Genomic DNA, 12,366 nt, shown 5'->3' with positions numbered 1-12,366 from the left:
TTGTGACTTTTTCCTATAAGTATCAAAGAATTGTAGATATAAGAGAAGTTCAACAAAAGGCAGTTGAACTTGAAGTACATGAAGCACGTATTCAACTTTCAGCAGTCGAATTAAGTAAACAAGAAATTATTGAAGACTTGCACACGCTTTACAACGAAAAAGAGCAAAAACAGTTAATAGGCATTCGTGTACAAGAGCTTCAAAATTATGAAGCTTATCAGCTTTACGTTTCTAATAAACTAAAAGTTACTCAAAATAGTTCTGACCAGCTAAAAAATCAATTAGTTTTAAAAGAAGAAAGGCTTCTCACCGTTTCTCAGGAAACAAAAAAGTGGGACCGTCTTAAAGAAAATGCATACGCCACGCATAGTGAACATCAAAAACAACTTGAACAGAAAGCTTTAGATGAACTTACAACAACTCGTTTTCAACTATCTGGAGGAATGAAATGAAAGTTCTGCAAACGGAATTCATGTTTTCTACATCTGAACCCAAAATAGTGAGTTTGAAAACTTCTTGCACACCATCTAGTCCATTTCATCAATTATTCGAAGCTCTTCAACAAAATGAGGGGGTTCTTGAGGAATTGAAGAATGAAATTTTAGATGATGAAATCAAATCTACTCTTTCAGTGAAAGTGAGTAGGGAAGTTCATACAGAAGTTGCCGAACTGTTAGAAGATTTACCCACTATAGAGGAGCGACCTTTACTCGAAACTCCCTTATATGAAAGTCGTCAACAAGCGATATCAATGCCCATTCAAACTATGCCTTGGCTACCCAAAGGGCTCATAACATTGCCGAAAAATCCAATTCCAAAAGCATTAGGTGCAGTTGAAGATGACTTTAAGTCAATTCCTATAATGTTACCAAAAAGTAGAGCGGATTCGTTGGTGGATAGTGAGGGTTTATTTAAAATCGAAGACCCAGGCAGTGAAATGCAGTCAACACTTGAACGAGTAAATGGTCAACCGCTTTCAGGCATTCTAAAAGAAGTAGCTGGCATTCCATTTCCTCCTAAGAAGACTGTAGCACCTGATGATTTTAAAATAAGCTCACAGCAAGAACTTGTGAGTAAGCATGCAATCAGTGAAAGCTCAGAAATTTTTGAAGAGCCAACTTCACTTGGTGATAGTAATCCGGAGCATTTGGTAGAAAGTAAGAAAGATATTTCACTAGTATTGTCTCCTGAATCTACAAAACTGGTTGAAAGACTTAGCGGAAAGTCGTCTGTTCAGTCGAAAGAGTTTGAACCGCTGCGAACAGAGCTAACAAGATTCCTAATGTCACCAATTCGAGATTCAATTACTTCGGTGAGTTCTCTTAGAATTCAAGTCTTCCCTGAACACCTTGGACATATTGATTTATTGGTGTCCGTTGAAGAGGGGGCAGTGCGCGTGCAGTTAGCTGCCTCATCACTACATGCAAAGGAAGCAATTGAACACCAGTTACCTCAACTAAGACAAGCACTTTTCGATCAAGGAGTTTTAGTCGAAAGTATTGATATTGATTGGCGTTCAGAAAAAGAATTTACCAAACAAAATTCTCACCAGAGGGAATCATCAACGGGTCAGGAACAATCACTAGTTCATCGTGAAGAAGTAGACAACACGAAAACATCACATCATGAAGAATCATCCGGAATTGATTATAGCGTGTAAGGGGGTGACGAGATGAATATTACGACGGTAAACGGGACAACGACTTACCAAGCAACAGACACAAAAACTAGTGGTGCTCAAGGGTTAGGGCAAGATGCTTTTATGAAAATTTTGATTGCCCAGTTACGTAATCAGAATCCTCTCGAGCCAATGAAAGACGCTGAATTTATTGCTCAGATGGCACAATTCACAAGCTTAGAGCAGCTAACTGCGTTAAATAAAACCATGACATCTTATACAGAAAAAATGTCTGGTGGGACTATGGCGGACTATGCAGAGATGATTGGCAAACAGATTTCATGGAAAAATGCCGACACTTCTCAAGTTGAAAGTGGCGTCGTTCAGTCTATTGTCAAAGATGAAGGAAAGTTCTATGCAACATTGGTAGAAAGCGATGCACGCATTGATTTGTCCACAGTTACACTACTTCAAGCCGCTCCTATCACGGACACTACTACATAAAAGGGGAAATGACGTATGATTCGTTCAATGTATTCAGGTGTTTCAGGAATGAAAGGTTTTCAAACTAAGCTAGATGTAATCGGGAACAATATCGCCAATGTCAATACAGTAGGATTTAAGAAAAGTTCTGTCGTGTTTCAAGATATGTTAAGTCAAACAGTATCAAGCGTTGGCGTAAACCCAGCACAGGTTGGACTAGGGTCATCAGCAGCTAGTATTCAACAAAACCATAACCCAGGGTCAGGAATGATGACAGGAGTTGGAACAGACCTTGCCATTATGGGAGAAGGATTCTTTATTGTTGGAGATCCGCTAACAGATGCATTTGACAATCCTACTGTTAATCAAAGTTATTATTTAACTCGCACAGGAAACTTTGTAGTGGATGAGTTCGGGTCGCTTAGAACTTCTCAAGGACATTATTTACTAAATAAAAACCAAGAGAAAATTCGAATTAATCCTGAAGAGTATAGCTCGTTTGCAATTAAAGACGATGGGCAAGTATATGGAATGAACAAAAACACAGGGAATGAAGAAGCCTTAGCTGGACAACAAATCGCAATTTTTGCTCCGGCGAATCCAGCAGGTCTTCGAAAAGTTGGTGGGTCACTTTATGAGATGACAACTGCTGCAGGTCCAAATGGAACTATCAATTTTGGAGTTGAAGAAGAAAACGTTTCTAAAATCCAATCGGGAATGCTTGAGATGTCAAACGTCGAGTTAACAGAAGAATTTACTGAAATGATTATTGCACAGCGCGGATTCCAAGCGAACTCGAAGATGATTACTACGTCAGATGAAATCCTGCAAGAACTCGTAAACTTAAAGCGATAGGGTGAAATTATGATTGAGGTCACAAAATTAAATCGTACACCGTTGACAATCAATGCGTTGTTAATTGAGCGGATTGAAGAGACTCCTGACACATACATCACATTTACTACGGGTAAAACTCTTCATGTACTGGAGTCAAAACAAGATGTTGTGAATCGCGTAACGGCATTTTATCAACAAATAGGATTATTTTCTGCACAACATAAGTCTTCAAATTAATGGAAAGGAGTTGTCGTGATGAAACAACGTCAAGAGCCTATCAGCTATGATTTCAGAAGGGCTAGTAAGCTCTCACCAGGACATGTCCGTTCCTTCCTGCGAGTTAGTGAGAAGGTATCACGACAGCTCGGAAATCAATTGAGCCTTCGACTAGATAAGTTTACTACAGGTTTTCCTGGTTCAATTCGCCAAGAAAGCTATGAGGATTTCACGCAAAATTTAAGCCCTTTGGCAATTGTTATAACGGCCACCTTTCCACCACTAAAGGGAGAATTTCAACTAATTGTCTCTAATCGATTAATCCATGCCTGTACAGAATTTTTGCTCGGTGGACATGAGGTGCCCATAGAAGAGAAACCATTGACAGAAATTGACCGAGTATTAATTGGACCATTAGCAGAAGAATGGTTGCAACTCTATGCAGAATCTTTTTTATTTTTAACCCCAATTTCAGCAAAGCTTGAACGTATTGAGTTGGCTCAAGACTTTAATTTTCCAATTCATTTGCGCGAGCGTGTCATGATTGTAGAGTCTTTAATTCAGATTGGTGCACTTGAGGAATCAGTGGAATTGGTTATCCCAGTGACGGCACTTGAAGAATTGGTACCTTATCTGTCTCTTTCTGAATCTCCTGTCTCTCAAAATGATGAATCAACACTTGCATCTCGAGAGCTACTACAAAGTGGCGTCTATGACACAGATTTAACCTTACAGGCTGTTTTAGGTGAATGTACGTTGGATGTAAAAGACCTTTTGTCATTGCAAACTGGTGATACCCTAAGATTATCTACAGCTATTGACGATTTCATCCCTGTATACATCGATCAAAAAGTTGTTTATAGAGGACAGGTTGGACTACATCGAGGAAAACGAGCTATTCAAATAGTGGAACAGGAGGATATCAGATGACAAATTTTGAAGAACTGACACCTGAAGAATTGAATCAACTGTTGGCTCTGGTTCCGGTAGATGAATCAATGGAGAAGTTTGAAAATACATTGAAAGTAAATATTCCTTTATGTGAAGAAGCCTTCCATAGTGAAGGATATGAGATAACCCTACAACTGATTGAACTAGGTATCATCGATAAGCCACATCTTGTAGTTCCAGCAAGGAATCAATTAATCCGCCTTGAAAATGAAAATGCTTCACCATTACTACTAGTGATTCCAATAGATGAAAAGTTCCCTCTCGAAACAAGTAGATTTTCTGAACTCTTCTCCAAACCTTTTGGGCAATTCACAGTGATTAGCCAAGATACTCTTCAGGATCATTCTACGGTTGAGTGGCATTTGATAGGAGATACTTCTAAATGGATTGAAGCAAAGTTTGAAGCTGAATATAACTCAAATTATGTAGTATTTAGAATAATGTGGCCGTACCTAGCTACTTCTTCACCAAATAATCAATCGAAAGGAGAATCGCATATGTCAGAGCAACCTCCTCAAAACAATGAACCCAGCATTCAACGAGCGCAATTCTCTTCCTTTGAGCAAGTTAAACCGACTGGTGAGAATAAAACGAATTTGGATATGCTTCTGGATATCCCACTGAATGTCACTGTTGAACTTGGAAGAACGCGTAAAACAGTAAAAGAAATATTGGAAATTTCGCAAGGGTCAATTATCGAACTAGATAAATTAGCTGGAGAACCAGTTGATATTTTGGTCAACCAAAAATTGATTGCTGTTGGAGAAGTGGTGGTCATCGATGAACAATTTGGAATTCGTGTGACGGACATCAGTAGCCAAGCAGATCGCCTTGCCAAGCTTCGCTAGGAATGGGGTACTGAAGTTGAACATACGCATCATGATTATGTTGACCTTAGTTTTCTTTGGGCTAACTGGTTATTCAGTAGAAGCAGCATCCGATCCTTCTGTATTTGAATCCATACAAAAAAATCCATCTTCCGAAGAACAGTCAACAGTGACTACTGAAATCGAAGAGCGAAGCTTATTTTCAGTACTTGGCTCATTGGTTCTTTACACACTATTGATTGTTGGATTGATTTATGGGTTGATTAAGTTTTTAGCTGCTCGACAAAATGCTCTACCTGCTAGTCAAGTGATTCGAGTCCTAGGGGCAAGTTCTGTCGGACAACAGAAATCAGTCCAAGTTGTTCAGGTGGGAGATCAAGTTTTAATCGTTGGTGTCGGGGAAAACGTTACGCTATTGACGGAAATCACGGATGAACAACAAAAGCAAAAATTAGTGCTTTCGAACAAAGAAAACATACATAGAACACCCTTTCAACAAGTGTTTCAAACAAGCTTAGAAAATCAGCGTAAACGACTTCTTGAGAAAAAAGAAGAATGGATGACACGAGGTGACAAGACGTGATATCACTTTTGTCTATCTCCATACCTGGAATCTCAGTGGGAACAGAAGCAACAGGAGACGTTTCAACGACTTTACAGCTGTTGTTGCTGCTCACCATCTTGTCTTTAGCACCTGCGATTTTAATTATGCTTACAAGCTTTACACGAATCATCATTGTATTGTCCTTTGTGCGAACGGGTCTAGGAACGCAGAGCATGCCACCAAATCAAGTGTTAGTTGGTCTCGCTTTGTTCTTAACATTCTTTGTAATGAGCCCTGTACTGACAGAAATCAATGACACGGCACTGCAGCCCTATCTTGAGGAAGAAATTACACAACAAGAAGCCTTAGATCGTGCAGCAAGCCCAATGAAGGAGTTCATGGCGAAACATACACGTGAGAAAGACCTTGCTTTATTTTATAGTTACCAAGGGCTTGATAAACCAAACTCGGTTGATGAGATTCCATTGACCTCGCTCATTCCTGCATTTGCAATTAGTGAGCTGAAGACAGCCTTTCAAATTGGATTTATTATTTTCATTCCATTTCTAATTATTGATATGGTCGTAGCAAGTACATTAATGGCGATGGGGATGATGATGCTTCCTCCAGTTATGATTTCATTGCCATTCAAAATCTTATTATTCATCTTGGTAGATGGCTGGAACTTAATTGTCGAGTCGCTACTCATGAGTTTCTAGAGAGGAGAGGTTTTATGACGCCAGATGCAGTAATCAAACTTGCCGAACAGTCGGTCTATACAGTCATCATGCTCTCTGCTCCTCTCTTGCTCGTGGCACTTGGAGTTGGTTTGCTAGTTAGTATTTTTCAAGCTATGACGCAAATCCAAGAGCAGACACTCTCATTTATTCCAAAAATTCTCGCAGTGTTTTTATCTCTTGTGTTGTTCGGACCGTGGATGTTGACGACGATTGTTGACTTTACACGCAATCTATTCCGAGAACTGCCGATGTTGATCGGATGACGTGGGACGAAGCAATTGCTAGTTTTCCCTATTTCCTACTCGTGTTGATTCGGATGAGTGCATTTTTTTTAATTGCACCGATTTTTTCGCAACGAAACATACCGACTCAACTTAAGATTGGTCTTGCGGTTTTCCTAGCGTTACTTACGACTACAGTTGTACCTACTACAGAGCCGTTTAAACTGGATGGCTATTACACGGTATTAATCTTCAAGGAATTGGTCATTGGGCTGAGTCTAGGTTTTTTAGCTGCCATGATTTTATATATGGTGCAAGTTGCAGGGGCATTTATTGATTTTCAGATGGGCTTTGCACTCGCAAATGTAATAGATCCTCAAACGGGATCTCAAGTCCCTATAATCGGCCAGTTTAAATACATATTAGCAATTTTATTTCTGCTAGCTATCAATGGCCATCATTTATTGATAAATGGAATGTTACACAGTGTAGCTCTTGTCCCTGTGGGCACACGAAATTGGTTGTTTTCTGCAGCAGATCTTTCAGAATTCTTTGTTACGGTTTTTGCCGCGATGTTTGTCATTGCATTCCAGCTTGCGTTACCGATTGTCGGATCCTTATTTTTGGTGGATGCTGCACTTGGATTGCTTGCTAAAACGGTGCCACAAATGAATATCTTTGCAGTTGGTTTTCCTTTGAAAATAGGTGTCGGTTTTATCTTATTACTTATTCTGATGCCTTCTTTTTTCTTTCTACTCCAAAGAATTGTTGAACGGATAGGCGTGTTGATGAATGATTTGATGCGTATTTTGGGAGGGTAACTCAATGACACATCTACGCTTAGACCTTCAATATTTTGCAGGTGAAAAGACAGAAAAAGCGACACCACAAAAGCGACTTGAATCCCGAAAGAAAGGGGAAGTTGCAAAGTCACAAGAAGTTCCTTCAGCCTTTATCTTGTTTGGGAGTGCCCTCGCACTTTACTTACTGGGTGGCTGGTACTTAGAGAGGATTTTAGCGTTATTTCAGTTTGTTTATCAAGACCTATTGCTCACGACAATAACTATTCAAAACTTACCTGAGCTTGTGAATCAACTGCTAATTGAAATGGTCATCTTAGCAACACCACTATTTGTTATTGCCATTATTTTTGGCATTGGCGGCACATTTGTTCAAATTGGATTTCTATTTGCTCCAGAGGCTGTGTTTGCAAAACTAAGTCGTATCAATCCAATTAGTGGTGCCAAACGTATTTTTTCATTACGTGCTCTGGTCGAGCTAGTGAAGTCGATTTTGAAGGTAGTCGTTATCGCCACAGCAGCAGGGATTATATTATGGACCAATCGGGATACATTGATGGGACTGTCTCATCTTCCGATTCGGCAATCGACAGCGGCAATTGGGCAAATGACTTTTCAGTTGTTCGTGACGGTGGCTATCATATTAGTCGTTCTTGCAGTTGCTGACTATATGTATCAGAAATATGAATTTGAAAAGCAGATTCGTATGTCAAAACAAGATTTAAAAGATGAGTTTAAAAAGACAGAAGGGGATCCGTTGATTAAATCAAAGGTTAAAGAAAAACAGCGACAAATGAGTTTGAACCGTATGATTCAAGACCTTCCACGAGCAGACGTCTTGATTACAAACCCGACTCATTTCGCTGTAGCGCTTGCTTATGATGATAAGACGATGGAAGCCCCAACTGTTATTGCTATGGGAATGGATTTTCAAGCGTTAAAACTTCGTGAGAAGGCTAAAGAGTTTCGTGTCACCATTGTTGAGAACAAACCGCTTGCGCGTGCACTGTATGATCAGACAGATATCGGTGACCCGGTTCCAGAAGAGTTATTTGGAGCGGTTGCAGAAATCTTAGCGTACGTATACCGCATCAACGGACGATTAAAAGGAGGGAATTGACCAAATGAAAATACGTGACTTTGCTATTTTAGTATCCGTTATCATGATTGTTGTCATGATGGTCATTCCACTCCCGCCACTACTTCTGGATTTGTTAATCATGGTTAACTTGAGTTTAGCCATTACTATTTTGCTTGTCGCGATGAATACGAAAGAGCCTTTGCAGTTCTCAATCTTTCCAACACTTCTCCTGCTCACCACACTTTTTCGTCTAGCACTCAATGTCTCGACGACACGTTCGATATTATCGGAACGGACTGGTGGTCAAGTCATTGAAACGTTCGGGAATTTTGTCGTGGGTGGAAGCGCTGTTATTGGTATTTTAGTGTTCTTGATTTTAGTCATCATTCAGTTTTTAGTCATCACAAAAGGGTCAGAGCGTGTTGCTGAAGTGGCTGCACGATTTACTTTAGATTCTATGCCTGGTAAGCAGATGAGTATCGATGCTGACTTAGGCGCCGGGATGATCAGCGAGCATGAAGCACGAACGCGCCGCGAAAAAATTAGTCGAGAAGCAGATTTTTACGGGGCGATGGATGGGGCGAGTAAGTTCGTCAAAGGGGATGCAATCGCCGGAATTGTCATTACATTGATCAATATTATTGGTGGATTCATTATCGGGATGCTCGTACACGGTATGAGTGTTTCAGATTCTGCCACTACATTTACCTTGTTGTCCATCGGAGATGGTTTAGTCTCGCAAATTCCAGCATTATTGATTTCTACTGCAATGGGTATTATTGTGACACGTGCTGCTTCAGATGGAAATTTAGGATCCGACATTACAAAGCAATTGTTTGCTTATCCTAAAATGATGTACGTGGTTGCTGGAACCCTATTTATGATTGGCGTATTTACACCAATCAGCAAGTGGCTCATCTTACCTGTGGCTTTTGGTCTAGCAGTACTTGGCTTCGTGTTACAACGCAACCTTGATAAAGAAGAGGCACAACTAGTTCCCGAATCACAAGAGCAACAAGAAGTTGAATCTATGAAAAGCCCCGAGAGTGTGCTGGATTTACTTCATGTCGATGCAATAGAGTTCGAGTTTGGGTACGGGCTTATTCCTCTTGCAGACAAAAAGCAAGGAGGAGACTTGCTTGATCGTGTCATTATGATTCGAAGACAATGTGCACTGGAGCTAGGAGTGGTAGTTCCTGTCATACGAATCCGTGATAATGTGCAGCTTGGACCGAATGATTATGCTATAAAAATCAAAGGTAACGAAGTAGCACGAGGTCAATTGATGCTAGATCATTACTTGGCTTTGAAGTCGGATGATGATGTATTAATCACAGGAATTGAAACAGTGGAACCTGCTTTTGGTATGCCGGCATTATGGATAGATGAATTAACAAGAGAAGAAGCTGAACTTTATGGGTATGTCATTATTGATCCACCATCCGTGGTCTCGACTCATTTGACTGAAGTGATCAAGCGCCATGCACATGAGTTAATTGGCCGTGAAGAAGTGAAAGCACTTGTTGATCATATGCGTGAATCTTCACCTGCAGTGGTAGAAGAATTAATCCCTCAACAACTAACTCTTGGAGAGGTGCAAAAAGTATTAGCAAAGCTTTTAAAAGAAAAAATTTCGATTCGGAATTTAGTGACAATTCTTGAGACTCTTTCTGATTTTGCTCCTTCGACGAAAGATCCCGAAATTCTAACGGAGTATGTGCGACAATCGTTGTCACGGCAGATCACACAACAATTCTCTCCTCAAGGGGAAGCTTTAAAGGTTTTGACTGTAGGTGCTTCTGTTGAAAAGAAGTTCGCCAATTCAATTCAACGATCAGAGCACGGAAGTTTTCTATCTTTAGACGCTGAGTCAACGCAACAAATTTATGAAGCACTTTTAGATCAAGTGCGTGTAGTTCAAGGACAAGGCATTCAACCGGTGCTTCTTACAACGCCTGGAATTCGCCCATATATGCGTCAATTCTTAGAACGATTTTCAGCAGACATACCTGTCATATCATACAACGAACTTGAACCTCAACTTGAAGTTCAAAGTATAGGGGTTGTTCAGTGGAATGGAGTGAATGTTTAAGTGAAACTAAAGACGTATACTGCGCCAACCTTAGATGAAGCACTAGAGCAAGTTAGAAATGAATTGGGATCTGAAGCAGTAATTGTTCAAACTCGAAAAGTTCGATCAACACAGTGGTTAAGCTGGTTTAAAAGGCCACAACACGAGGTAGTAGCAGCGCTAGAACCATCAGTACAGCAAGCAACCCAGGTAGCAGAGAACGAGCAATATCAAGTAACCGAAACTGTTGTAGAACAACCAGTCCGTGATTTGCGCTATGATAAAGTTTTGATGGAGATGCGTGAACTTAAACAAATGCTTTACGAGAATGCAAAGGCTCCTAAATTACCTAAGTTATTAGGAGAATTAGATTCGGATTTAAAACAACGAGGGGTACATGCAGAAGCAAGGCACAGCTTTTTATCCGAGGTACAACTCCAACATGGGGAGAAACGAGTTACAGCTAGTGCATTAATTGCTAGTGTATCAAAGGCAGTAGAAGCTCTTGACTTTACAACTCCACCTACTACTAAAATTTTATGTTTTGCAGGTCCGACTGGTGTTGGGAAAACAACAACGATTGCTAAGTGGGCTACTCAGGAAATTGTTCATAATAAGCGAAAAGTAGGACTGATAACAACCGATACATTTAGAATTGGTGCAATTGAACAATTACGTACCTATGCAACCATTCTAAAAGCTCCCTTTGAAATCGTGACAAATCCGAAAGAGATTCACATAGCACTTGAAAAATTAAAAGACTGTGACCGCATCTTGATTGATACTGCAGGACGAAATTATCAACAAGAAGCTTATATCGAAGAAATCAAGCAAGTGAGCGGGCAAAATCAGTGTGATATACAACTTGTGTTGTCGCTCACAGCGAGCTATGCAGATTGTCAGATGCTCCTTGCTAAATTTAAACCTATTGGAATTAGTGGTGTAGTCCTAACAAAATTAGACGAAACATCACAACCAGGTCATGTTCTAAACCTCTATTATGATGCGCCGTGTCCAATTTCTGCAGTCACTACAGGCCAACATGTTCCTCAAGATATGGTGTTTTTTGGTCCTGAAGTAATGAGACACATTCTTTTAGGGGAGGCATTAGTAGATGGATCAAGCCTCTCAACTTCGTAAACTTATGAAAGAACCGGATTCGTATTCTCCTAAACCTACTTTAATCGCTGTTGCAAGTGGTAAGGGAGGAGTAGGTAAATCTACACTAACACTCAACTTAGGAGTCGCGTTGGCTAAAGCTGGAAGCAGGGTGGCTATATTCGATTTAGATATAGGATTTGGCAATCTTGAAACATTACTTGGAGCAAATGCAAAGTATTCAATGAATGATGTAAAAGAAGGAGTCGTGTCATTAAAAGAAGCCTTTTTAGAAGGCCCTTATGGTATTCATATACTTGCAGGCGGAAGCGGGTTATCTACGATTACAGAGTGGCACAAGGAAGAAGTGAACAGATTTTTAACAGAAGTAGCACGCATGGATGTATCGTATGACGTCATCTTATTTGACACGGGTGCAGGTCTTACTGATATGCAACGGACAATTTTACTAGCGGTAGACCAGACATTTGTTGTCACAACACCTGAACCACCAGCTATGACTGATGCTTACTCATTAGTAAAATTAATGTCCGCAACATCCCCTGATTTCTCATTTCAATTGATAGTCAATCAATGCAGTTCATTAGTTGAAGGAACTCAGTCAGCTAAGCAATTTGAACAAGTTTGTGCGGAATTTCTAAATTGTGAGGTAGAAATTGCAGGGTTTATCATGAAGGATGCCGATATTTCAGTAGCTGTAAAAAAACAAATACCTTATTTTTTATACGCCCCAAAAGGTAGTGCAGCACGGTCAATAGAGCGATTAGCTTTTAAATTGAGAGGGTTTGAACCGAGAGACAAAAATGGGGTAGTGGGCTTTATTAGTCGATGGATGACTTTTCGTTAAGGAGGTGTGAT

14 protein-coding genes and 1 pseudogene are annotated in these 12,366 nt (G+C 40.1%); all 15 read left to right on the top strand.

Annotated elements, in window-relative coordinates; translation table 11 throughout:
* The first annotated feature begins 2 nt into the window (after positions 1-2).
* The 15 genes and pseudogenes from ACF3OH_RS10160 to ACF3OH_RS10090 all read left to right on the top strand — a co-directional run bounded on the left by ACF3OH_RS10160 (position 3) and on the right by ACF3OH_RS10090 (position 12,355).
* Positions 3-452, top strand: a complete 450-nt coding sequence (locus tag ACF3OH_RS10160; RefSeq protein WP_392454454.1) for a flagellar FliJ family protein — start codon at positions 3-5, stop codon at positions 450-452.
* Positions 449-1,660, top strand: a complete 1,212-nt coding sequence (locus tag ACF3OH_RS10155; RefSeq protein WP_392454452.1) for a flagellar hook-length control protein FliK — start codon at positions 449-451, stop codon at positions 1,658-1,660. Before ACF3OH_RS10160 ends, ACF3OH_RS10155 begins: the two co-directional genes overlap by 4 nt.
* A 12-nt stretch (positions 1,661-1,672) precedes the next feature.
* On the top strand, positions 1,673-2,122 hold the full coding sequence (locus ACF3OH_RS10150) for a flagellar hook capping FlgD N-terminal domain-containing protein (protein ID WP_392454450.1): 450 nt from the start codon (positions 1,673-1,675) through the stop codon (positions 2,120-2,122).
* A 15-nt stretch (positions 2,123-2,137) separates the two neighbouring features.
* Complete coding sequence (locus ACF3OH_RS10145) at positions 2,138-2,956, top strand: flagellar hook-basal body complex protein (protein WP_204589608.1); 819 nt, start codon at positions 2,138-2,140, stop codon at positions 2,954-2,956.
* A gap of 9 nt (positions 2,957-2,965) precedes the next feature.
* On the top strand, positions 2,966-3,175 hold the full coding sequence (locus ACF3OH_RS10140) for a flagellar FlbD family protein (RefSeq protein WP_204589607.1): 210 nt from the start codon (positions 2,966-2,968) through the stop codon (positions 3,173-3,175).
* Positions 3,176-3,193: 18 nt separating this feature from the next.
* Positions 3,194-4,084 (top strand): flagellar motor switch protein FliM, encoded by an 891-nt coding sequence (locus ACF3OH_RS10135; protein WP_392454448.1) that lies wholly within the window; start codon positions 3,194-3,196, stop codon positions 4,082-4,084.
* Positions 4,085-4,641: 557 nt separating this feature from the next.
* Positions 4,642-4,953, top strand: a pseudogene (gene fliN, locus ACF3OH_RS10130) (flagellar motor switch protein FliN); the annotation flags it as partial.
* Between the two features lie 16 nt (positions 4,954-4,969).
* Positions 4,970-5,515, top strand: a complete 546-nt coding sequence (locus ACF3OH_RS10125; RefSeq protein ID WP_204589605.1) for a flagellar biosynthetic protein FliO — start codon at positions 4,970-4,972, stop codon at positions 5,513-5,515.
* Positions 5,515-6,195 carry a flagellar type III secretion system pore protein FliP gene (gene fliP, locus ACF3OH_RS10120; protein WP_338032434.1) on the top strand — a complete coding sequence of 227 codons (681 nt, stop codon included), beginning with the start codon at positions 5,515-5,517 and terminating at the stop codon, positions 6,193-6,195. Before ACF3OH_RS10125 ends, fliP begins: the two co-directional genes overlap by 1 nt.
* 14 nt (positions 6,196-6,209) lie before the next feature.
* The gene (gene fliQ, locus ACF3OH_RS10115; protein ID WP_204589603.1) at positions 6,210-6,479 is read left to right on the top strand and encodes a flagellar biosynthesis protein FliQ; all 270 of its coding nucleotides are present in this window, start codon (positions 6,210-6,212) and stop codon (positions 6,477-6,479) included.
* Positions 6,476-7,258: a flagellar biosynthetic protein FliR gene (fliR, locus tag ACF3OH_RS10110; protein ID WP_204589602.1), complete on the top strand. Its 783-nt coding sequence runs from the start codon at positions 6,476-6,478 to the stop codon at positions 7,256-7,258. The genes fliQ and fliR overlap by 4 nt, the downstream gene beginning before the upstream one ends.
* A gap of 4 nt (positions 7,259-7,262) precedes the next feature.
* Positions 7,263-8,357 carry a flagellar biosynthesis protein FlhB gene (flhB, locus tag ACF3OH_RS10105; protein WP_392454445.1) on the top strand — a complete coding sequence of 365 codons (1,095 nt, stop codon included), beginning with the start codon at positions 7,263-7,265 and terminating at the stop codon, positions 8,355-8,357.
* 4 nt (positions 8,358-8,361) lie between these two features.
* The gene (gene flhA, locus ACF3OH_RS10100) at positions 8,362-10,410 is read left to right on the top strand and encodes a flagellar biosynthesis protein FlhA (protein ID WP_204589600.1); all 2,049 of its coding nucleotides are present in this window, start codon (positions 8,362-8,364) and stop codon (positions 10,408-10,410) included.
* Complete coding sequence (flhF, locus tag ACF3OH_RS10095; protein ID WP_204589599.1) at positions 10,411-11,529, top strand: flagellar biosynthesis protein FlhF; 1,119 nt, start codon at positions 10,411-10,413, stop codon at positions 11,527-11,529. It begins immediately after the preceding gene.
* Complete coding sequence (locus ACF3OH_RS10090) at positions 11,504-12,355, top strand: MinD/ParA family protein (protein ID WP_392454443.1); 852 nt, start codon at positions 11,504-11,506, stop codon at positions 12,353-12,355. Before flhF ends, ACF3OH_RS10090 begins: the two co-directional genes overlap by 26 nt.
* Positions 12,356-12,366: the final 11 nt, after the last annotated feature.

Origin of the sequence: Chryseomicrobium aureum (assembly GCF_043182735.1) — a bacterium.
In the GTDB taxonomy this organism is placed as follows: Bacteria; Bacillota; Bacilli; order Bacillales_A; family Planococcaceae; genus Chryseomicrobium; species Chryseomicrobium aureum.
This window is presented reverse-complemented; position numbering and strand designations above follow the sequence as displayed.

What these genes read in the sequence shown, in the direction of transcription:
- ACF3OH_RS10155 (WP_392454452.1), top strand. Translation starts at nt 449, where the DNA reads ATGAAAGTTCTGCAAACGGAATTCATGTTTTCTACATCTGAACCCAAA.
- ACF3OH_RS10150 (WP_392454450.1), top strand. Translation starts at nt 1,673, where the DNA reads ATGAATATTACGACGGTAAACGGGACAACGACTTACCAAGCAACAGAC.
- ACF3OH_RS10145 (WP_204589608.1), top strand. Translation starts at nt 2,138, where the DNA reads ATGATTCGTTCAATGTATTCAGGTGTTTCAGGAATGAAAGGTTTTCAA.
- ACF3OH_RS10140 (WP_204589607.1), top strand. Translation starts at nt 2,966, where the DNA reads ATGATTGAGGTCACAAAATTAAATCGTACACCGTTGACAATCAATGCG.
- ACF3OH_RS10135 (WP_392454448.1), top strand. Translation starts at nt 3,194, where the DNA reads ATGAAACAACGTCAAGAGCCTATCAGCTATGATTTCAGAAGGGCTAGT.
- fliQ (WP_204589603.1), top strand. Translation starts at nt 6,210, where the DNA reads ATGACGCCAGATGCAGTAATCAAACTTGCCGAACAGTCGGTCTATACA.
- fliR (WP_204589602.1), top strand. Translation starts at nt 6,476, where the DNA reads ATGACGTGGGACGAAGCAATTGCTAGTTTTCCCTATTTCCTACTCGTG.
- flhB (WP_392454445.1), top strand. Translation starts at nt 7,263, where the DNA reads ATGACACATCTACGCTTAGACCTTCAATATTTTGCAGGTGAAAAGACA.
- flhA (WP_204589600.1), top strand. Translation starts at nt 8,362, where the DNA reads ATGAAAATACGTGACTTTGCTATTTTAGTATCCGTTATCATGATTGTT.
- ACF3OH_RS10090 (WP_392454443.1), top strand. Translation starts at nt 11,504, where the DNA reads ATGGATCAAGCCTCTCAACTTCGTAAACTTATGAAAGAACCGGATTCG.